Source organism: Novosphingobium sp. ZN18A2 (genome assembly GCF_036784765.1).
Lineage (GTDB): Bacteria > Pseudomonadota > Alphaproteobacteria > Sphingomonadales > Sphingomonadaceae > Novosphingobium.
Map to the genome: position 1 here is coordinate 3,050,001 of NZ_CP136651.1, position 21,288 is coordinate 3,071,288.

General features: G+C 65.3%; 20 protein-coding genes (1 of these 20 cut by a window edge). 11 read left to right on the forward strand and 9 right to left on the reverse strand.

All coding sequences use genetic code 11. From position 1 onward, the window contains the following. From RXV95_RS14555 to RXV95_RS14580, 6 genes are all read left to right on the forward strand, one after another. Positions 1 to 614, forward strand: partial view of a glycosyltransferase gene (locus RXV95_RS14555; RefSeq protein WP_338466745.1) — the 3' portion only. Its footprint begins 391 nt before the window's first position; only the last 614 of its 1,005 coding nucleotides appear in the window; its start codon lies beyond the left edge, outside the window; its stop codon occupies positions 612 to 614. Further along, entirely contained in the window at positions 611 to 2,140 is a 1,530-nt protein-coding gene (locus tag RXV95_RS14560; RefSeq protein ID WP_338466746.1) for an oligosaccharide flippase family protein, read from the forward strand. The genes RXV95_RS14555 and RXV95_RS14560 overlap by 4 nt, the downstream gene beginning before the upstream one ends. 8 nt (positions 2,141 to 2,148) lie before the next feature. Further along, a complete protein-coding gene (locus RXV95_RS14565; RefSeq protein ID WP_338466747.1) occupies positions 2,149 to 3,012 on the forward strand; it encodes a beta-1,6-N-acetylglucosaminyltransferase in 864 nt (287 codons plus the stop codon). A gap of 86 nt (positions 3,013 to 3,098) precedes the next feature. Then, positions 3,099 to 4,064 carry a retroviral-like aspartic protease family protein gene (locus tag RXV95_RS14570; RefSeq protein WP_338466748.1) on the forward strand — a complete coding sequence of 322 codons (966 nt, stop codon included), beginning with the start codon at positions 3,099 to 3,101 and terminating at the stop codon, positions 4,062 to 4,064. A 329-nt stretch (positions 4,065 to 4,393) separates the two neighbouring features. Further along, entirely contained in the window at positions 4,394 to 6,214 is a 1,821-nt protein-coding gene (locus tag RXV95_RS14575) for an ABC transporter ATP-binding protein/permease (protein WP_338466749.1), read from the forward strand. 66 nt (positions 6,215 to 6,280) lie between these two features. Further along, the gene (locus RXV95_RS14580; protein ID WP_338468578.1) at positions 6,281 to 7,621 is read left to right on the forward strand and encodes a peptide MFS transporter; all 1,341 of its coding nucleotides are present in this window, start codon (positions 6,281 to 6,283) and stop codon (positions 7,619 to 7,621) included. 257 nt (positions 7,622 to 7,878) lie between these two features. Here the strand turns inward: RXV95_RS14580 and RXV95_RS14585 are convergent, their stop codons facing one another. From RXV95_RS14585 to bamE, 4 genes are read right to left on the reverse strand one after another with little or no spacing between them, the layout of a single operon-like run. Then, positions 7,879 to 8,082 (reverse strand): DUF1737 domain-containing protein, encoded by a 204-nt coding sequence (locus tag RXV95_RS14585; protein ID WP_338466750.1) that lies wholly within the window; start codon positions 8,080 to 8,082, stop codon positions 7,879 to 7,881. A 17-nt stretch (positions 8,083 to 8,099) separates the two neighbouring features. Continuing rightward, entirely contained in the window at positions 8,100 to 9,401 is a 1,302-nt protein-coding gene (hslU, locus tag RXV95_RS14590; protein ID WP_338466751.1) for an ATP-dependent protease ATPase subunit HslU, read from the reverse strand. Between the two features lie 38 nt (positions 9,402 to 9,439). Then, on the reverse strand, positions 9,440 to 10,012 hold the full coding sequence (hslV, locus tag RXV95_RS14595) for an ATP-dependent protease subunit HslV (RefSeq protein WP_338466752.1): 573 nt from the start codon (positions 10,010 to 10,012) through the stop codon (positions 9,440 to 9,442). Positions 10,013 to 10,052: 40 nt separating this feature from the next. Continuing rightward, entirely contained in the window at positions 10,053 to 10,535 is a 483-nt protein-coding gene (bamE, locus tag RXV95_RS14600; protein ID WP_338466753.1) for an outer membrane protein assembly factor BamE, read from the reverse strand. Between the two features lie 192 nt (positions 10,536 to 10,727). On the opposite strand from bamE, the gene RXV95_RS14605 reads away from it, so the two are divergent. From RXV95_RS14605 to RXV95_RS14615, 3 genes are read left to right on the forward strand one after another with little or no spacing between them, the layout of a single operon-like run. Continuing rightward, complete coding sequence (locus RXV95_RS14605) at positions 10,728 to 11,246, forward strand: ubiquinol-cytochrome C chaperone family protein (RefSeq protein WP_338466754.1); 519 nt, start codon at positions 10,728 to 10,730, stop codon at positions 11,244 to 11,246. Then, positions 11,243 to 11,776 (forward strand): DUF177 domain-containing protein, encoded by a 534-nt coding sequence (locus tag RXV95_RS14610; protein ID WP_338466755.1) that lies wholly within the window; start codon positions 11,243 to 11,245, stop codon positions 11,774 to 11,776. Before RXV95_RS14605 ends, RXV95_RS14610 begins: the two co-directional genes overlap by 4 nt. A gap of 54 nt (positions 11,777 to 11,830) precedes the next feature. Further along, complete coding sequence (locus tag RXV95_RS14615) at positions 11,831 to 13,279, forward strand: MATE family efflux transporter (protein WP_338466756.1); 1,449 nt, start codon at positions 11,831 to 11,833, stop codon at positions 13,277 to 13,279. 35 nt (positions 13,280 to 13,314) lie between these two features. On the opposite strand, the gene RXV95_RS14620 is transcribed toward RXV95_RS14615, so the two are convergent. From RXV95_RS14620 to RXV95_RS14640, 5 genes are all read right to left on the reverse strand, one after another. Continuing rightward, positions 13,315 to 14,979 carry a DUF87 domain-containing protein gene (locus tag RXV95_RS14620; protein WP_338468579.1) on the reverse strand — a complete coding sequence of 555 codons (1,665 nt, stop codon included), beginning with the start codon at positions 14,977 to 14,979 and terminating at the stop codon, positions 13,315 to 13,317. A gap of 143 nt (positions 14,980 to 15,122) precedes the next feature. Next, a complete protein-coding gene (locus RXV95_RS14625; RefSeq protein ID WP_338468580.1) occupies positions 15,123 to 15,887 on the reverse strand; it encodes a TIGR02186 family protein in 765 nt (254 codons plus the stop codon). Beyond that, on the reverse strand, positions 15,887 to 16,801 hold the full coding sequence (locus RXV95_RS14630) for a sulfite exporter TauE/SafE family protein (RefSeq protein WP_338466757.1): 915 nt from the start codon (positions 16,799 to 16,801) through the stop codon (positions 15,887 to 15,889). Before RXV95_RS14630 ends, RXV95_RS14625 begins: the two co-directional genes overlap by 1 nt. Positions 16,802 to 16,877: 76 nt before the next feature. Further along, complete coding sequence (locus RXV95_RS14635) at positions 16,878 to 18,032, reverse strand: hypothetical protein (protein WP_338466758.1); 1,155 nt, start codon at positions 18,030 to 18,032, stop codon at positions 16,878 to 16,880. Beyond that, positions 18,029 to 19,417 carry a glycosyl transferase family protein gene (locus RXV95_RS14640; RefSeq protein WP_338466759.1) on the reverse strand — a complete coding sequence of 463 codons (1,389 nt, stop codon included), beginning with the start codon at positions 19,415 to 19,417 and terminating at the stop codon, positions 18,029 to 18,031. The genes RXV95_RS14635 and RXV95_RS14640 overlap by 4 nt, the downstream gene beginning before the upstream one ends. Positions 19,418 to 19,531: 114 nt before the next feature. On the opposite strand from RXV95_RS14640, the gene nhaA reads away from it, so the two are divergent. Together nhaA and RXV95_RS14650 are read left to right on the forward strand one after the other, a co-directional pair. Further along, on the forward strand, positions 19,532 to 20,740 hold the full coding sequence (nhaA, locus tag RXV95_RS14645; protein WP_338466760.1) for a Na+/H+ antiporter NhaA: 1,209 nt from the start codon (positions 19,532 to 19,534) through the stop codon (positions 20,738 to 20,740). A gap of 92 nt (positions 20,741 to 20,832) precedes the next feature. Then, the gene (locus RXV95_RS14650; RefSeq protein ID WP_338466761.1) at positions 20,833 to 21,288 is read left to right on the forward strand and encodes a DNA starvation/stationary phase protection protein; all 456 of its coding nucleotides are present in this window, start codon (positions 20,833 to 20,835) and stop codon (positions 21,286 to 21,288) included.

Sequence of the window (21,288 nt, forward strand, 5' to 3'; positions counted from 1 at the left end):
GGTCGGATGGCGGAACGCCGCCTTCGGCGCTTCCGGTAACGCATGAGGCGTTCCTCGCTTCGATAGATGGCCAGGGGCCCCTGCTGTGTCATTCGGCGGTGATGTACCGGCGCGACGCGGTGCTTGCCGTGGGCGGATACCATGCCGCTTTCCGGCACTGCGAGGATCTTGACCTGTGGCTGCGGCTTTCATCGCTCACCAGGATCGCCAACCTGCCCGAATACCTTTTGCGCTATCGCCGTTATGACGAGCAGGTGTCGAACCGCCATGCGACCGAACAGCAGATCGGCGCGGCGGTTGCCCGCATGGCCTGGCGCGAACGGCAGGCCGGGCGCCCCGATCCGACCGCGCATATCGACCGCCTCCCCCCGATCGACGATCTGGACCGACTGTTCGGCCGCGAGGGCGTGGCAAGGGAAGTGCGGGCCACCCTGGTTCCCACGCTGCGTTATTCGCGCGAGGCGCTGCGCGACCGGGGCTTCGATATCATCGTGCGCTATTTGCGCGAGGGCGGCCGGCATGACGGTATGTGGCGCACCGTTGCCCGCCTCTTGCGGTTCGGCCTGCCGACGCGCGCCGCGCGGCTGGCAACCATGCTGGCGTTCGCCCGATGACGAATCCCGAACAGCCGGGCGCCACGCCGGACGGGGGACGCGAAGCGGCGGTGATGAGCGTGCGCGGCGCGGCCGTGTGGGCGATGTCCGGGCAATACATCTCGTTCGGTATCCAGTTCGTTTCGTCCGTTCTGATATCGCGATTCTTCCTGGCACCGGCGGAAGTGGGGCTGTTCTCCATCGCGATGGCCGCCGCGCTGCTCGCCTCGGTACTGCAGGATTTCGGCCTCGTTCGCTATATCGCGTCGCTGCCGGTCGTGACGCCGGACGAGATCAAGCGTTGCAGCTCGGTTTCGGTCACGTTCTCGCTGCTCGTCGCGGGATCGATCGCACTCACGGCATTCCCGATGGCCCGCGCCTATGGCCATCCGGACCTGATGCCGATCATGCTGATCATCGCCTGCAGCTATCTGTTCAATCCGTTTTCCGTGGTGCCGATGGCGCTGCTTGGCCGCACGATGTCGTTCCACAGCCATTTCGCCATCAACGTAAGCGGCGCGGTGGCGCAGGCCGTTGTGGCGCTGGCTTTGGCCGCGATGGGCTTTTCGGCATTCTCGCTGGCCTGGGGCACGCTGGCCTCCGGAATGGCGCGGGGCCTTGTGGCGCAAGTGATCCGCCCTGCCCTGCCGCTGCCGTTCAGCCTGAAGGGCACGCGCAGCGTGATCGGCGCGGGCTCTCGCCTTTCGTCGCTCTATCTTATCGGCGCGCTGGGCAACCGCACGCCGGACATGGTCGTGGGCAAGATCCTGGGACTGATCGCGGTCGGGCTTTACAGCCGGGCGGCCAGCTTGTCCGAACAGTTCCGCATCCTGATTTCCGGCGCGATCGGCAGCGTGTTCTTTCCCGCGTTCGCGCGAATCCGCGACCGGGGCGAATCGCTTGCCCCCGCTTACCTGCGCGTCTGCGCGGGCTATTCGGCGGTCATCTGGCCAGGCATGGCAGGGCTGGCGATGGCGGCAGAGCCGATCGTGCGGATGCTCTACGGTCCGAAATGGGCAGGTGTTTCGCCGCTGCTCTCGCTGATCGCGATCATGGATATCCTGCTGATCTCCCTGCCCCTGGCCAACGACATTCCCATCCTGCTTGGCCGCCTGAACCGGCTGACCGTCTACAACGTGATAGACACCACGATGTCCATAGCGCTGCTGGTTGCCGGGTCGATGCTGGGCGGCGTGGAAGGCGCGGCCGCATCGCGCCTTGTCTATGCGGTGGCGTGGATTGCGCTTTACGCCCGGTTCCTGCAGTCGCTGATCGGATTTTCGCCGCGCGACCTGCTGACGATCTATGCCAAGAGCACGCTGGCCACGGCTGCCGCGATCCTGCCGATGACGCTTGTCTATACGTTGCTTGTGCCGCCCGATGCGATTGACTTCTTCACGCTGGCGGCGGCATCGGCCGCTGGCGTCGTGCTGTGGTTTGTTACGCTGGTGGTCACGCGCCATCCCGCGCTGCACGATCTGCTGGCATTGTCTGAGGCGCTGCCCATGGTCGGCCCGATCGGTCGCCGCCTTTTGCGGTACGTGTGAGCGCCGCCATGCGGATGGCCTATCTGGTTCTGGCGCACGAAAAGCCCGCGCAACTGCGCCTGCTGATCGACCGCCTGCTGGCCGGTGATCACGGCGACATCGTGGTTCTCCACGTCGATCGCAGTTCTGCCCTGTGGCGCAGCGGCGAATGCGCCGACCTGGCAATCCGCCCCCGCGTGCACCTTGTTGCCGATCCGGTCTCCGTGCGCTGGGCGCACTGGAGCCAGGTGGCGGCCATCCATCGCATATGCACGCGCGCGCTTGAGGTCGGGTTCGACCATGCGCACCTGATCAGCGGCGTCGACTGGCCGGTCGCCGCGCGAGACGAGATCGCGCGGCGCATTGCCGCGGACGGCAACCGCACCTGCTATCTTGAGGCAAAGCCGGGCGTCATGGCTGAACGGATGCAGACCCGCCGGCTCGATTCCCGTTGGCTGCGCGTCGATCCGGAAAGGGACCGGCTCGCCTATGCGGCCTGTTGGGAATTGCGCCGCGTCTCGCGCTGGATCGATGCCGTGCTGCCCGCACGCACGCAGCCGTTCGGCCAATGGCACAAGGGTTCGAGCTGGTGGTCCATGCCGGCGGACGCGATGCGCGCGATCATGGCCGACGTATCGCGTGTATTGGCGAGCGGGCGCCTGACGGGCACCCAATGCGCCGACGAACACCTGATCCAGACGATTGCAGCGCGAAAGTTCGGTGACCGATTGGCCCCTACTATGCGGTTCATCGACATGCCTTCGGGCCAATCCAGCCCGCGCACGTTGCTGCGCGCCGACGCGCCTGCCATCGCGGCAAGCGGGGCGTGGTTCGCGCGCAAGGTCGATGCCGGCGCGGACGATTTCTTCCTGCGTGGGTTCGCACAAGGCTGATCGCATCCGGCCCGCAAGCCGCGATTCGACCAGCGACATGGCCGTTATCGCCAATTCGGTGTAATCTCCCCGGCGGGAGACAAGAGATGCCGATCAATCCACTGCTCGCCAAGGCTGCGGCAGCGGCCTTCCCGCTTCTGGCGGCCTATCCGATGACTGCGTTGCAGGACGCGGCGCCCGACGCATCGCAGACCGAAATCGTCCAGGCCGACCAGGACATCAACGCAAGGCTTACCGTCCCGGTGCACATATCGGGAAAGGGGCCGTACCGGTTCCTCATCGACACCGGGGCAGAGCGCACCGTGCTGGCCCGTTCCGTGGCGACGCAACTGGGCCTTGCGCCCACGTCGCAGGGCACGCTCATGAGCATTGCGGGCGTGAAGCCCGTGGACATCGTGGACGTTCGCGAAATCAACCTTGGCCGCCGCACCTTTTACGACCTTTCCGCGCCGCTGCTCGATTCGTCGGACATGGGCGCGGACGGGATCATCGGGCTCGACAGCCTGCAGGGCCAGCGCGTGCTGCTGGATTTCGACAACAACCGCATGGCGATTGGCGACGCGCACGATCTGGGCGGCAACTATGGCTATGAAATCGTCGTGCGTGCGCGGCGCAAGTCCGGCCAGTTGATCATGACCAACGCGCGGATAGACGGCGTGCACACGCAGGTCATCATCGATACCGGCGCGGAAATGTCTGTCGGCAACATTGCGCTGCAGGATGCCCTGCGCAAGCGCCACGAACAGGTGAAGACGCAGCTTATCGCGGTAACTGGCCAGCAGATAACCGCGGATCTCGGCTTTGCGCGTCGCGTCGAGCTGGGCGACCTCACCATTTCCAACACCGTCATTGCCTTTGCCGATGCCCCGCCATTCAAGCGGCTGGGCCTGCGCAAGAAGCCCGCCCTGCTGCTGGGAATGGCGCAACTGCGCCTGTTCCACCGGGTTGCGATAGACTTCGATAGCCGCAAGGTGATGTTCGACCTGCCCGCCAGCGCGATCGATCCATTCAAGCGCAACCTGGGCTCGCGCCTGCTCGACACCGGATACTGATTTCCGCGTTTAAGGGCACATGACTCAAGGGTCAGGACCTATTAATTGCACCTTCGGGGTTTGAGGCAAAATGGCCTGGCGCAAGGCGGATAGGCGCAGGAATAGTGGTTCTATTTCAAGACTCTCCAACGCAGCGCCGGGCCATTTTGGTCAAATCCCTGTGGGACGCCGGAATGGCTTCCATCTCGAACCGAAAGGCGCTTGCAAAGGCAACCAGCCTTCGCGGCGCGCCTTTCGGCCCGATATGTTCGCCATTCCGGCGCCTCGAAGGTGCAATTAATAGGTCCTGACCCTAGGCAAACCGCCCCAAGAGCCTATCTGGACGGGTAATGCCGCCAGATACCGCCACCGATCCCGACGCCCGCCACGACGGCTGGGGCACGCTGAAGCGTTTCCTTCCCTATCTCTGGCCACGCGAACGGCCGGAGCTGCGCTGGCGCATCGTCGTCGCGGTCATCCTGATCCTTGCCACCACCGGCACGCAACTTGGCCTGCCGTTCCTGCTCAAGTGGGCGGTCGACGCAATGAACGTGACCGGGCCGCGCGTGATGCAGCTCGCGATGCTGACGGTGCTGGCTTACGCGGCGGGCCGCTTCGGAGCGGTGGCGTTCAACAACCTGCGCAACATCGTGTTCGAGCGCGTGGGACAGGACGCGACCCGCGCGCTGGCGGAAAACGTGTTCGTCCAGCTTCACAAGCTGTCGCTGCGCTTCCACCTTTCGCGCCGCACGGGCGAAGTGACCAAGACGATAGAACGCGGCACCAAGAGCATCGACACGATGCTCTATTTCATGCTGTTCAACATCGCGCCCACGGTTCTGCAACTCGCGGCCATCGCGGTGATCTTCTACCTTGGTTTCGGCTGGACGCTGGTGGGCGCGACCGCGCTTTCCATCGTCGCCTATATCTGGCTGACGCGAACGATCACCGAATGGCGGACCAAGCTGCGCGCCGAGATGAACCGGCTGGACGGGCACGCACTGGCGCGCGCGGTCGATTCGCTGCTCAATTACGAGACGGTGAAATATTTCGGCGCCGAAGAGCGCGAACACCGCCGCTATGCCGAAGCGACCGACGCCTATGCCAATGCGGCGGTGAAGAGCGAAAACAGCCTGGGCCTGCTCAACATCGCGCAGGCGCTGGTCACCAATCTGCTGATGGGCGGCGCGATGGCGCTTACCGTCTATGGCTGGTGGCAGGGCAAGTACAGCGCGGGCCAGCTGGTGTTCGTGCAGGCGCAGCTGACGCAGCTTTTCCGCCCTCTGGACATGCTGGGCATGGTCTATCGCACGATCCGGCAGGGGCTGATCGACATGGCCGCGATGTTCGCGCTGATCGATACGGACATCGAGGTGAAGGACGCGCCCGGCGCCCCGGCGCTGGTGGTGCGCCGCCCCTCGCTCGCCTTCCAAGACGTGTGGTTCGGTTATGACGAGGATCGCACCATCCTGCACGGCCTCAGCTTCGAGGTCGAGGCGGGTACGCGCGTCGCGCTGGTCGGCCCGTCGGGCGCGGGCAAGTCCACCATCGCGCGGCTGCTGTTCCGCTTCTACGATCCGTGGCGCGGACGCATCTGCATCGACGGGCAGGACATTTCGCGCGTTACGCAGGAATCGCTGCGCGCCGCCATCGGCATCGTTCCGCAGGACAGCGTGCTGTTCAACGACACCATAGGCTACAACATCGCCTATGGCCGCGACGGGGCGACGATGCTGGACGTGGAACAGGCGGCAAAGGGCGCGGCAATCGCCGATTTCGTCAACCGCCTGCCGCAGGGTTACAATACCGAAGTGGGCGAGCGCGGGCTGAAACTTTCGGGCGGCGAGAAGCAGCGCGTGGCGATTGCCCGAACGCTGGTGAAAAACCCGCCGATCATGATGTTCGACGAAGCGACGAGCGCGCTGGACACCCGCACCGAGCAGGACATCCTGACGACGCTGCGCAGCGTGGCCGAGCATCGCACCACGCTTTCCATCGCACACCGCCTTTCGACCGTGGTCGATTCGGATCGCATCCTTGTGCTCGACCAGGGCCGCCTCGCCGAAAGCGGCAGCCATGCCGAATTGCTGCGCCAGCGTGGGCTCTATGCCGAAATGTGGGCCAGGCAGGCATCGGAAGGCGATTCGGTTGCCGAAGGGACAGTGGACTAGCGCGCAACAGCGGCTATCCATGGCGTTCCGTACAGACGCGCAACGCCTTCCCGAAGGATCAGAAGACTGACCGCACCGGCCGAGCACCAGCCCGACCTTTTCGGCCACCCGCGCGGCCTGTGGGTGCTTGCCGCGTCAGAGTTGTGGGACCGCATCTCCTTCAAGGGGATGCAGGCGATGCTCGTGCTCTACATGGCGGGCGAACTGCTCCAGCCGGGCAAGATCGAACGGGTCGCGGGCTTCGGCGCGTTCCGCGCGGGTCTGGAGGCGATGACCGGCCCGCTTTCCGCCGAAGCGCTCGCCGCGCAGATCTTCGGGCTCTACATCGCACTCGTCACGCTCACCCCGATTGCGGGCGGCTATATCGGCGACCGGCTGACCGGGCGGCGCGTGGCGGTGACGATGGGCGCGCTGCTGATGACGGCGGGACATTTCGCGCTCGCCTTCGACCGCACCTTCCTTCCCGCGCTCCTGCTACTCGTGCTGGGGGTGGGGTTGTTCAAGGGCAACCTGACCGCCCAGGTAAAGGCGCTTTATGCCGATGGCGACCGGCGGCAGGCCGATGCCTATCAGATATATCTGATCGCGGTGAACCTGGGCGGCGTAATCGCGCCGCTGCTTACCGGCACGCTGGCCAGCGCATGGGGCTGGCACGCCGGGTTCGCGGCAGCGGGGATCGGAATGCTGGTGGGGCTTGTCACCTATCTTTCCGGATCGCGCGTTCTGCCTCCCGAACGGCCGCGCCGGATTTCCGGCCCGCGGCAGCCGCTAAGCCCCGAAGAACGCCGTCACGTTACCGGGCTTCTGTTGCTGTGGCCGTTCCTGATCGGGTTCTGGATCGCCCAGTCGCAGGTGTGGAACCTCTATAACCTGTGGGTGCGCGATCACGTGGACCGCATGGTTGGCGGCTTCGAAGTGCCGGTGCCGTGGTTTGCATCGCTGGACAGCTTCGCGCCGGTGGTTCTGGCGCCGCTGGTGATCGGCCTGTGGCGCTGGCAGGCCCGGCTGGGAAAAGAACCGCGCCTGCTGACCAAGATGGCTCTCGGCTGCCTGTTCTTCGCCAGCGGCGCGGCGCTGTTGATGGCGGCCTCGCTTTCCGCCGACCGCGCATCGATGGCATGGCCCGTGGCGTTCCACTTCCTGTCCAACCTGGGCTGGCTGTTTTTCGTGCCGGTGGAAACCACGGTGTTCGCAGGCGAATCGCCCGAACGCTGGCGCGGCACAATGCTGGGCGTCGCATCGCTATCGGTATCGGCGGCCAGCCTGATTTCGGGCCGCATGGGCGTGCTTTACGAAGGCGTGCCGCCCGCGCAGTTCTGGGCGGTGAACGCCGCCATCGTCGGCGGCACCGGGCTGGCGCTGCTTGTGGCCGCACCGCTGCTGCGCAAGCGCCTCGCCAGCGCCTGAGGGACAATACCGCTTGGGGCCGCCCGGGGCCGCTTGGGGCCGCTTGAGCGAGTCCGGCTTCGCCCGGCGGGTCTGCTATCCGATTTTCGTCCAAAAGCGGACATTCTGGATACTGCGACATCGCGAACAGTGCGCTGGCCCACCCCCAACACCTCCCCCAAGCGGGAGGGGAGCGAGATTTGCGCCACCGCAGGCGGTGTCAGATCGGGGCGGGCAATTGCCCGATGGCCCCGCCATTCAGCGCACCGTCGCGCGGTTTAGCGCTTGATCGCGTCAGCCTTGTGCCAGACGACCGCCTGCGCAACCTTCATGCACAGGTGTCCTTCGTCCCACGCCATGCTGGGCGAACCATACAACTGCCAGCCTTGCGCCAGCGCTTCGGACACGCGCTCGCAAAAGGCGCGGTCGTCCTTGCCGGTCAGCAGGCGATAGACCGGGCGGCCTTCGGGCGTTTGGTGCATTCGGGCTGTTCCCTCGATCAAAGGATGTATTTCGACAGGTCGGTGTCACTGGCAAGGTCGGCAAGGCGCTCGCTCACATAAGCGTCGTCGATCGTCACCGTCGAACCCTTGCGATCCTCAGCATCGAAGCTGACCTCTTCCAGCAGCTTTTCCATCACCGTCTGCAGACGCCGCGCGCCGATGTTCTCCACGCTTTCGTTGACCTGCGCCGCCACGCGGGCGACCGCGCCGATGGCGTCGGCGGTGAAGTCCAGCGTCACGTCCTCCGTGCCGATCAGCGCGCGGTACTGGTCCACCAGGTTGGCGCGCGTTTCGGACAGGATGCGCACGAAGTCCTCTTCGTTCAGCGCCTTCAGTTCCACGCGGATCGGCAGGCGACCCTGGAGTTCGGGCAGCATGTCGCTCGGCTTGGCGACGTGGAACGCGCCCGATGCGATGAACAGCACGTGGTCCGTCTTCATCGGGCCATACTTGGTGGAGACCGTGGTGCCCTCTATCAGCGGCAGCAGGTCGCGCTGCACGCCTTCGCGGCTGACAGAGCCGCCGCGCACGTCGGACACGGCGATCTTGTCGATCTCGTCAAGGAACACGATGCCGTTGGTTTCCGCATTGGCCAGTGCGACGCGGGCAACGTCGTCCTGGTCCATGCGCTTTTCCGATTCCTCGTCCACCAGCTTGTCCCACGCATCGGCGACGCGCAGCTTGCGCTTCTTGGTGGGGGTCTTGCCCATCGCCTTGTTCATCATGTCGGACAGGTTGATCATGCCCACGTTGCCGCCCATTCCGGGCAGGTCGAACGGCATCTGGGGCGCTTCCTCCACCTCGATCTCGACTTCGGTATCGTTCATCGAGTTGTCGACGATGCGGCGGCGAAAGCTTTCACGCGTGGCTTCGCTGGCGCTGTCGCCCACCAGCGCCTTCAGCAAGCGGTCCATCGCCGCCTGACTGGCCGCTTCGCGCACCGCTTCGCGGCGGCGGTCCTTTTCCAGCCGGATCGCTTCTTCCACCAGATCGCGCGCGATCTGTTCCACGTCGCGGCCGACATAACCGACTTCGGTGAACTTGGTCGCTTCCACTTTCACGAACGGCGCATCGGCCAGCTTCGCCAGCCGCCGGCTGATCTCTGTCTTGCCGCAACCGGTGGGGCCGATCATCAGGATGTTCTTGGGCGTCACCTCGTCGCGCAGTTCATCGGGCAGGCGCTGCCTGCGCCAACGGTTGCGCAAGGCGACCGCCACCGCGCGCTTGGCTTCGGCCTGGCCGACGATATGTTCGTCGAGCGCCGCGACGATGGCTTTGGGGGTGAGGTTCTGGGTCATTCTCTTCTCGTTCTCCTCCCGCAAGCGGGAGGGCGTAATCAGATCGTCTCGACCGTCACGCGGTCGTTGGTGAACACGCAGATGTCGGCGGCAACCTGCATCGCCTTGCGGGCGATTGTCTCGGCGTCGGCCTCGTAAGCGTCGAGCGCGCGGGCGGCGGCCAGCGCATAGTTGCCGCCAGAACCGATCGCGGCGATGCCGCCTTCCGGTTCCAGCACGTCGCCATTGCCGGTCAGCACCAGCATCGAATCCGCATCGGCGACGATCATCAGCGCTTCAAGGTTGCGAAGATACTTGTCGGTGCGCCAGTCCTTGGCGAGTTCCACCGCGGCGCGCATCAGCTGACCGCGATATTGCTCAAGCTTGCGCTCCAGCCGTTCGAACAGCGTGAAGGCATCGGCGGTGGCACCCGCGAACCCGGCGATGACCTTGCCCTTTTCGGGGCCGCCCTCACCCAGCCGACGCACCTTGCGCGCATTGGGCTTCATCACCGTGTTGCCCATGGAAACCTGCCCGTCACCGGCGATCACGGTGCGGCCGTTCTTCTTCACCCCGATGATGGTGGTTCCGTGCCACTGTATCAGGCCGTGGCTGGCCCTGCTATCGTCCATGGGGCGGATGTAGGGTTCCGCCCGCAGGGTTCAAGCCGGATCAGCTGCCGTTCGGACCGCCAGGCGCGCCGGCCCCGCCGGCGCCCGCCCCCGGCATCGCGCCAACCGCGCCGATATTGCCGAACAGGTCTTCGAAGAAGCTGCGGCTGCGGCCCAGCGTCGGCGTCTTGTCGCCGTCGGGCGAAAGGCGCACGACGTGCTCCATCCCGTCTCGGCCGACATTGGTGACGTTGCCGGCCTTGTCGAAATTGACCGTCAGGATCATTTCCGATGACGTGCGCGGCCGCGTGAACGGCGCCTGCCTGGTGTTCATCGACACGTAATACCAGGTCTGCTCGCCAAACTCGCTCTTGAACGTGGGACGGCCCAGCGTGCGCTCTACCGAAACCTTGTTGTCCAGCCCCGGCTGCACCGAATTCACCAGCGCGGGATCGACGATATAGCCGCGGTGGTCGCGGATGCTTGCACAGCCGCTTGCCAGCACCAGCAGCGCCAGCGCCGACACGCCCCGTACGATCCGCATCCTGTCCTGCATTCGATAAGCTCCGAACCGAAATGACCCGCCATTGCCCCGGCGATTGCCAAGGCGCCCGCGCTGCCTGTATCGGCGGACCCTTACGGGCCAAAGCCGAACTCCGCAATGGCGGTAAGCGCGCAAGGCCCCGTCTTAATCGGCATCGGATTTAATCCGGGCTGAACGGAAGGGAATTCGCGAATGTCGTTCATCGCAAAGCTGTTTGCCCGCCGCGGCGACGATCGCGATGTCGCCCGCCCGCTGTGGCACCGCGTCGTCGCCATCTCGCGGGAACCGCAGTGGTATGCCGAGGCCGGCGTGGCGGACACCGTGGGCGGCCGCTTCGATGCGATCACGATGGTGCTGAGCGTGGTGCTGCTGCGCATGGAAGCGGACCCCGCGCTGATCGAACCGTCGGTGCGGCTGACAGAGCTTTTCGTGGAAGACATGGACGGCCAGCTGCGCGAAAGCGGCGTGGGCGACCAGGTCGTGGGCAAGCACATGGGCAAGTTGATGAGCGTGCTGGGCGGCAGGCTGGGCGCCTGTCGCGAAGCGCTGGCCGCAAGCGACGAAGCACCGCTTCTGGAAGCGGTGAAGCGAAACGTGACGATGATCGAAGGCAGCGATCCCGCGCGCGTCGCCGCGCGGCTGCGCGATCTTGCGCGGCAGATCGCCATCCTTCCGGCCGACGCGTTGCTGGCGGGGGAGATCGGGCGATGACAGGGAACGCACCTTCGAAGCCCGAGTTTTCGCGGCTGTTCGATATCCGCAACCTGCCGGGCGCACCGATCGTGCTGGAACCCGACGAGACGGAACGCCGCCGCCTTGCCGGGCGCTTTTCCATCACGGCGATCGATGTGATGCGCGCCGAAATCGTGCTCGAACCCGATGGGCGCAACATCAGCGCAAGCGGGCGGCTGACTGCCAGTATCGTGCAGCCCTGCGCGGTTTCGGGCGACGATCTTCATGTCGGAATAGACGAAGAGGTGTCTCTGCGCTTCGTACCGGCGGGAACGCCCCACGATCCGGACGAGGAAGTGGAGCTGGACGCCGACGAGCTTGACGAGATCGAGTACGAAGGCACCGCCTTCGACCTTGGAGAGGCGATTGCGCAAAGCCTTGCGCTGGCGATCGACCCGTTCCTGACCGGCCCGGACGCGGACAGGGTGCGCAAGGAGCACAATCTTGCCGGCGACGGCGCAAGCGGCCCGTTCGCCGCACTGGCCGCGCTGCAGAAGAAGAATGATTGACGCCGCGTTTCCGGCGCGCGGGTCCTTGTTGCCATCCCAGGAAAGTCCAGACGAATGACCAGATCCGGCCCGCCTGCGCGCGGCGACCTAAACAGCGGCCCCGTGATGCGCACGCTTCTGGTGTTTTCGGCGCCGACGCTCGCCTCCAACATCCTGCAGTCGCTGAACGGCTCGGTCAATTCGGTGTGGGTGGGGCGCCTGCTGGGCGAGGACGCGCTGGCCGCCACGGCCAATGCCAACGTGGTCATGTTCCTTGTCTTCGCGGCGGTATTCGGTTTCGGCATGGCCGCGACGGTCAAGGTGGGACAGGCATTCGGTGCGGGCCGGGTCGATGCCGCAAGGCGGACTTTCGGCAGCGCGATGGGCTTTTGCAGCCTGCTGGCGGTCATCATAGCGGTCGCCGGGTGGATCCTTGCCGATCCGCTGCTGAAGGCGCTGGCGACACCCGGCGATGCCTATGACCTGGCGCTGACCTATTTGCGCGTGATCTTCATTGCGATGCCGGCCTCGATGATCTCGGTCATGTTCGCGATGAGCCTGCGCGGCGCGGGCGATTCGCGCACGCCGCTGCTGTTCATGCTGTTGAGCGTGGGGCTGGACATCGTGTTCAACCCGATGCTGATAACCGGCTTCGGCCCATTTCCGCGCCTCGGCATCGCCGGGTCTGCCCTGTCGACCGCGCTCGCCTCTGTCGTCAGCATGATCGCGATGGTCACGTATGTTTACGTGAAGGACATCCCGCTGCGCCTGCGCGGAAGCGAGGTTTCCTATCTCCTCCCGCGCCGGGACGAGCTTGGCTATATCGTGACCAAGGGCCTGCCGATGGGTGCGCAGATGCTGCTGATATCGGCGGCCGGCATCATCATGGTGGGGCTTGTGAACCGCGAGGGGATACTGGCCAGCGCCGCCTATGGCGCATCGTTGCAATTGTGGACCTATCTGCAGATGCCGGCGATGGCGATTTCGGCGGCGGTCAGCGCCATGGCGGCGCAGGCAATAGGCGCGCGGCTGACCGGCCGCCTGTCCGAAATCACGCGCGCGGGGATCATCCTGAACATGGCGATGACCGGCGCGCTTACCGCGCTGCTGCTGCTGTTCGACAGGGCCGCGCTCGAGCTGTTCCTTGGCCCCGGATCGCCCGCCGTCCCGCTCGCCCGCCATATCCAGTTGCTGGCAAGCTGGTCGTTCCTGCTGTTCGGCGTGACGATCGTGCTGTTCGGCACGATGCGCGCGGGCGGCGTGGTGATCGCGCCGCTGATCGTTCTGGCAATCGCGATGTATCCGGGGCGGCTGGGCTTCTATTACATCGCCTATCCGCGCATCGGGCAGGACGCGCTCTGGTATGCTTTCCCCGTGGGCTCTGTCATTGCCAGCGCGCTTGCCATCGTCGCCTACCGCATGCCCGGCTGGCGCAAGGACATGCACGCGATTCCTTCCGGCGAAGCTGCCGAGGAAGCGATGGCCGACAGCGATGTTTCGGGCCGCATGGAACCCTTGATGTAACAGGAACGGGGCCGTCCAGCGGGCGGCCCTCAGGATCACCTGGCCTGTGCGCGCCAGCGTTGCACGGTGCGCACCACCGATTGTTCTTCCCCGCCCGACTTGCTCCACAGTTCGGAGAACGACGGGTCGGCCGAGGCCGGGCGCTTGACCGCTTCCAGATCATCGAAGCTGACGCGGATCGGGATCGCCACGCCTTCGCCGCAGATGATGCATTCGCGGTTGCGCAGCGCCGGAATCGAATCGAGGAAGCCGCGCGCGCCTTCGGGCATCGCCGCCTTCACGAAAGCCTGGTCGCGGTCGTTGTTGAGACGCATGGAAATGATCGTACCGCACTGCGAAAGCACGCCTTCGGCAAGGTCGGACGGGCGCTGCGTGATCAGGCCCAGCGATACGCCGTATTTACGGCCTTCCTTGGCGATGCGCGAAAGGATGCGGCCAACCGACGACCCGTCGGAATTCTTTTCGCTGGGCACGTAGCGGTGCGCTTCCTCGCACACCAGCAGCACGGGGCGGGTCTGTTCGTCACGCGACCAGATCGCATAGTCGAACACAAGTCGGCTGAGCACGGCGACCACCGTGGAGGTGATTTCCGAAGGCACGCCCGACACGTCGATGATCGAAATCGGCTTGCCGGCGGCAGGAAGGCGGAAGACCTTGCCCAGGAAATCGGCCATCGTGTCGCCCACCAGCATCCCTGAGAACATGAACTGGTAGCGCGGATCGGCCTTGATCTCCTCAATCTTCGATTTCACCCGCATATAGGGAACCGAAGAGTTGGCCTTGTCGATCTTGCCCATCTCGTTCTGCAGGATCGTGGTCAGGTCGGACAGCAGATAGGGGATGGGCGAATCGACCGTGATCTTGCCCATCTGGTCCGCCAGCCGGTTCTTCATCCGCGCCTGCAAAAGGCACTTCGCCAGAATGTCGCGATCCATCTGTGCGTCGGAACCGGTGGTGGTGATGAACACCTCGCAGTGTTCCTCGAAATTCATCAGCCAGTACGGCATCTGCAGGTTCGACACGTCGAGCAGGAAGCCCGTGTGGCGGAATGCCTGCATATATTCGCCGTGGGGGTCGATCATCACGATGTGCCCCTCCGGCGCCGCCTCGCAGATGCGGTGCAGGATCAGCGCCGCACTGGTCGATTTGCCGGTGCCGGTGGACCCGAGCAGCGCGAAGTGCTTGCCCAGCAAGGCATCGACATAAAGCCCCGCACGGATATCCTTGGTGGGATAGACCGTGCCGATGGGTACGCTGGACCGTCCGTCGCTGGCATAGATCTGGCGCAAGTCGGCACTGGTGGCCGGATAGATCGCCGCGCCGGGAATGGGATAGCGGGTAACACCGCGGCGGAAGCCATAGATCTTGCCGGTCAGCCGCTCTTCGTCGCCTTCGCCAAGGAAATCGATGTGGGCGATGATCCCGCCCTCGACCTTCCCTTCGGCGCGCTGGGTGCGCACGCTGGCAAGCAGCCACGAATCGCCGACGCGGATCTTGATCTGGCTGCCGACCTGGCCCGACAGGGCGATGGACGGATCGGTATCTACCGAACATTCGTTCAGGCGTTGCAGGTCGAGCGCGATGCGGCTGCCCGAACCGGCGATCTCGATCACGAAACCGATCGGCTGGCGCGCATTGTCCGAAACGGCTGCCGCCTCCGAAACGGTCGCCGGATTTACGGCATGCGTTTCGGGCGCCATTTCCGAAGGATCGGCAGAACGCGCTGCTTCGAAACCGTGCATGTTCATATCAGACATTATTCGCAAACCCCCGCCATGCGGCCATTCGATGGTTTGCCGGTCTATCCGCATCGCGGTTAACAAGCGGCTAAACAGACGGGGGGTTATACCAGCGCGAAGAGCCTGCCCGCGATCCAGCCCATGCCCACCGACACCAGCACGGCGAACAGTCCGTAAAGCAGCGAATCGCGGTCCGCCGTCACGGCAACGAAGCGTTCGAATCCCTGCTTGCTTACTTCCACTCTGGTCAGCGCGGAGGCGACAACCTTGCCCCGGTGCACCGCGAAGGTTTCCGCGGTATAGGTGCCGGTCTGCACGGTGGACGGCAGCGAAATGCGCGCCTGGTAAAGCACCTGCCCGCTTATCTTAACGCCGCCGGGGTTCTGCTGGTAAAGCCCCTGCCGGCGCTTCAGGTCCACCAGTCCGGCGGAAAAGCGCGCCTGCTGCGCGGGATCGATGGTGCCGATCGGCGAAAGCTGCAACCAGTCGAGCCCCAGTTCGTAGATCGCGGCGGTCTTGTCGTCCACGATGTCCTTTACCGGGCGCGACGAGGCAAGCGCGAAGAACGATGGCGCTGACCGGAATTCGGTGCTGTCGGCATTCAGCCAGATACCCGCGACTTTCTGCTTTTCGCGCAGGCGGATGGACTGGACCGGCCCTTTCAGCACCACGACGATGTCGTAATCCTGCGCCGCGCGCGAACCTTCCGGCGTCAGGATCGCGCCGAACAGCAAAAGGTTCGCGCCGGTAAAGCCCTGCCGCACCTGGATTTCATGCTGGCTGATTTCGGGCACGAGGATCGGGTCGCGCGCGCCGCCCAGGAACAGAAGCGCGGCGGCCAGCAACAGCGCCTTCGTGCCCGCGCTGATCACAACGGCACCACGGAATAGATTTCGCTTGGCCGGTATCCCAGGCCCAGCGCCATGCGGAAGGCGACCAGCAGCACGATGGTCGCCAGCACAAGGCGCAGCTTTTCGGGCCGGGCCTTCTGTGCGAACTGCGCGCCGATCTGCGCGCCCGAAACCGACCCCACAAGCAGCAGCCCCGCCAGAACGATATCCACCGCCTTGGTCGTCAGCGCGTGCATCATGGTGGTGACCATCGTCACGAACAGGATCTGGAACAACGACGTGCCGATCACCACGCTCGCGCTCATGCCCAGGATATAGAGCATCGCGGGCACAAGGATGAAACCGCCGCCGATCCCCATCAGCATCGTGATGATGCCCGTGCCCATGCCCAGCAACAGCGGCGCGAATGGCGAGATATAGAGGCCCGAGCGATAGAAACGCCAGCGCATCGGCAGACTGGCGACCAGCGGATGATGCCGCCGCTTGCGTGCCGGCACTTGCGTTCCGCTGCGCTGGGCGCGCAGCGCGCCGATGCTTTCGTGCGCCATCAGTCCGCCGATACTGCCCAGCAGGACGACATACAGGATGTTGATGACGGTATCGATCTGGCCAAGTGCCTGCAAAAGCCGGAACAGCAGCGCGCCGATGCCGGTGCCGATGGTGCCGCCCGCCACCATCACCGCGCCGAGCTGATAATCGATGCCGCCGCGCCGGGCATGGGCGAAAGCCCCCGAAACGCTGGCGCCCGTCACCTGGCTGGCGGCAGAGGCCGCCGCGACCGTGGGCGGCACGCCATAGAAGATCAGCAACGGCGTTGTCAGGAATCCGCCGCCCACGCCGAACATGCCCGACAACACCCCGGTAACCGCGCCAAGGGCGACGATGACCAGGCCGTTGACCGAAAGATTCGCGATCGGAAGGTAGACATCCATTGCGCCTTACGGCCTAGCGCAGCGACGGCGGCAATGGAACGCCGCGCGACGCATCGCGGATCAAATTCCGCAAGGGTCAGAAACCGGCGGAAACGGTTATGGCCGGTCCGGAGCCGGGCCGCGCATTTCCCGCAACGCGAAACCGCCAGTCGAACGCGACGCGAGACGCCGTGCCCTGCACCCTCAGGCGGGCCGATGCCCTTGGCCCCAGATCAAGCCGCGCCGCGCCGCGCTGCCCGCCGGCCCAGGCCCCGCCGCCCAGCCGCAACTCCATATTGCCGCCCGTCGCGGCAACTCTTTTGTCCGCGACGGCCTGCAAATCGAAAAACGCCGTTGCGCCCTTCCCGCCGACATAGCCCGCCTGCGCATAGACTTCGGCCTTCACGCCCATCGGCAGGCGCTGCGGCGCAAGTTCGGTCACGACCGTGGCCGCCGGGCGCACGCGCGCCTTGCCCGTCGATTGCGTGACACGCGCTTCGGCCAGTAGCCGCAGCGGCATGGACGGGACGGGCCGCACGCCAATTCCCGCTGCGACATCGCGATCCCCGCCCGGCCGCCCCAGCGCGCCAGAAACCCTGGCATATAGATAGGGCGCGGCGCGGCCGCCGTCGTGCAATCGGTAGCGCAAGACCGCACCGGCCTGGCTGCCGCCATAGCCCGGCGCGCCCGGAAGCAGCGCCGCCTCACCGCCATCGCGCCGCGCGAGCACCCAGCCGTCCGCCGACCAGCGCGATGTTCGGGATGTTCCGGCGGGCGGCACTGGTTGCGGTGCCGGGTTCATCGTCGAAAGCGCACGCGTCGCGATTTCCGGCAAGGTCACGTAACCGAGCGCGGCCATCAGCAGGAGCTGGTGCCCCGCAACCGCCCGGACGTTGCCCATTTCGGGCACCCGCACATCGCGCGATTGCACCTTGGGGGCGAGCGATTCGACCGGGTGCACCATCGGCAGGAACGGCCCCTGCCGCGTACCGTGCAAAGGCGCGAATCTGTGTGCCGCGGAACCATTCGTGGCGCCATGTCCCCGTTTCCCCGCACGCTGCATCGGCAGTACGCGACGCTTCGGGTCGCGCGCGTTGTCCTCGCTCCGCCCGGCAATTCGCTCGACCGGCGCGGGCACCACTTCGAACCCCGCGTCCCACATTGTCGCGCGCAGGCCGATCCAGCCGGTCAGCAGCGCGGCAAGAACCAGCAACGGCTCGCCCCGGCGGCGGGAGCGGGGCGTTACGGTCATCCCGAAAACCGGACCGCTGCGGGGTGGCGTCGATGCACGGTCTTGTCCCAGCGAATGCCCGTGCCCCTGAGTGTCCGCAGATAGGCGAGCAGCGCGCGCCGACCCACGATGATCGCGATCACGTTGGACACGTGGATGCGCAGGACGGAGCGGACCCCTTCGACCCAGCCATGGACATGCGCGGTGAAAGCGAAGCGCATGATCGCGCGCCAGAAGAACCCGGCAAGGTTGAACACCAGCAGCCATTCGAGCGCGCGCGAATATGGCAGCGCGGCGATCATGCCGGACCGTTCGGCCACCATCGCGAAGGGCCAGATCACGATCAGCAGATAGGCGGCAACCAGCACCACCGCGGTCAGCGGTCCGCGCCGGTCGCGCATGCGCATCCACACTTCCGCCGGCCGGCGATGCCAGCCGAGCCGGTCCCACCCCTGGAAGGCGATTCCGTGCAGCCAGCGGGTTTTCTGGCGAACCGCCGCATCAAGCGTGGCCGGAAAGAATTCACGCGTGGCGACAAGTGCGCCCGCCGCGTCGCGAATGCGCAGGAACCGGCCCTTCCCGCCGTCTTCGGCGACCAGCAACCCGCATTCGTAATCCTCTGTCAGCGAATCGGGTGCGAAGGGATGCGGCGTGCCGCGACGCCTTGCGATGCGCGCAATCGCGTCGCGCGAAAAGGCGCAACCCACCCCGGCCGAGGGCAGGCCGACGCCGAGCCAGTCCCGCACCACCATCGTCTTGCCGTGGGCTTCGGCGAACTCGTCTGCATAATGCCCCGCCACCCAGCGCGAATCCGCCTGCTGTTCGGGCATCACCGGCAATTGCACGAAGTCGGCCTGGTCCAGCGCGGCATCGAGTTCCGAAAGCGCGGCGGGATGGACCAGATCCTCTGCATCGTGGAGGACGATGGATCGCGCGCGAAAGCCCGCGCGCGCCTCGTCATCGCAAAGCGCTTCGTAAAGGCGGTTCAGGCAATCGGCCTTGGTCGTGGGACCGTCCACATCGTGAACCACGATGCGAAGACGCGGATCGCCCGCCGCTTCCATCATCGCGCAAAGCGTGGGCGTATCGTTGCGATAACAGCCGGCATAGATCCGCAATTCGGCCTGCGGCCAGCTTTCCAGGCAATGCGAAAGCATCGCGCCGACAACATTCGCCTCCTGCCATGCGGGGACGAAGACCGCCGCGATGCCGCCCAGCGGCGCATCGGGCGGGCGGGTCAGCGGACGCGCCCCGGCCCTGCCGCGCAGCGCCAGCCCCAGCCAGGCCACGTCCACCAACATTTCGTCCAACGTGCCCAGCGCCAGCCAGAAGGCCGCGAACAGAAGCAACTCGTGCTGAACCAGCACCAGCCCTTCCATCACCGCACGGGCGATTTGCGCGTCCAATCCCGTCTAGCCCCCTTGAAAGCGCCGGCGAAACCCGCCGGTCGCGAACGATCGTAAGGGTATTGGGGGCAATCACGCCTTGCAACGCGGGATCAGTTCGGGAATGGCGGGAAAATGCAGGCCAGATCGAACACTTCCCGAAATCCATTGACCACCCTGCTGGACAGCGAGGCGGCTCCCGGCATCGTTCTGATGATCGCCGCGGCGGCTGCCATGATAATGGCCAATTCGGGCCTGGCGGAAACCTATCACAACATCTTCCACCACCGGCTGGGATGGACCCCGATCCCCAAGCTGGACACCTGGCACCTGTGGATCAACGACGGCCTGATGGCGGTGTTCTTCTTCGTCGTCGGGCTGGAGATCAAGCGCGAGATCGTGGACGGCGAGTTGAGCGATGCGGAAAAGCGCCGCCTGCCCGTGATCGCCGCGGCCGCAGGCATGGCGATCCCGGCGCTGATCTTCATTTTCGTCGCGCGCGGCGACCCTTTGCTGCACCGGGGCTGGGCCATTCCGGCGGCCACCGACATCGCATTCGCGATGGGCGTCCTCGCCATCGTCGGCGGACGATTGCCCCCTTCGATCCGGCTGTTCCTGCTGACTGTGGCCATCGTTGACGATCTGGGCGCGGTGGCGGTGATCGCGCTGTTCTATACCTCTGGCATAAAGGCCATGTGGCTGGCGATTTCGCTCGTGATCCTTGGGGCGATGATCGCGCTCAACTATTTCCGGCTGCGTTCGGTCTGGCCCTATGTCGCGCTGTCCGTGGTGCTGTGGTTCGCGGTGCTCCATTCGGGCATCCACGCAACGGTGGCGGGCGTGATGGCTGCGTTCACCGTGCCGATGGCGCTCGATTCGTCGCGGCACAGTCCGCTGCTGCGACTTGAACATGCGCTGGTGAAGCCCAACGGGTTCCTGATCGTTCCGCTGTTCGGCTTCGCCAATGCGGGCGTCGCCATCGGGGGCGATTCGATGCACTTGCTGGCAACGCTTCCTGTGGCGATTGCGCTGGGCCTGTTCCTGGGCAAGCAGATCGGCATTTTCGCCAGCATCTGGATCGCGGACAGGCTGCGCATCGCCCCGCGTCCCGAAGGCGCAAGCTGGGTGCAGATCTGGGGTATGTCGCTGCTGTGCGGCATCGGCTTCACGATGAGCCTGTTCATCACCGCGCTGGCCTTTCCGCTGCACCAGTTGCTGGTAGAGGAAGCGAAGATTGGCGTGCTGGGCGGCTCCGTCGTCTCCGCGCTGCTCGGCTGGGCGGTGCTGCGCTTCGCACCGGGCGCGGCCACGCCGGACGCGACCCCGTCAGACAAATCGCCTTAATCGAACAGTGTAACCGCCTTTAATCGGGAAACGTGATCACCGTTCTGCGTTAGAAGGTTATCAGACCAGAAAACGCAAGAAAGGGAATCATCATGCCCGGCGACAATGCCACCAAAGCCCTGAACGACAGCATGAACGGCCTGCTGGCCGATTATTTCACGCTCTACGTCAAGACCAAGAACTTCCACTGGCACGTAAAGGGGCCGCAGTTCCGCAGCCTGCACCTGCTGTTCGACGAACAGGCCGGGCAGCTTTTCGCCCTGACCGACACCATAGCCGAACGCGTGCGCAAGAACGGCGGCCAGACGCTTACGTCGATTGGCGGCATCGGCGCCAAAAGCCGCATCGCGGACGACGATCGCACGGGGCTGGATGCCACGGAGATGGTCCGTACGCTGCGTGACGACAACGCGAAGCTGGTCGATGCCATTCGCGAAGTGAAGGCCGCGGCAACCGAAGCCGGTGACAACGCGACCGAGGGGCTTGCCGACGACTGGACCGACGAGGCGCAGGAACGCGTCTGGTTCCTGACCGAGATCCTTCAGTAA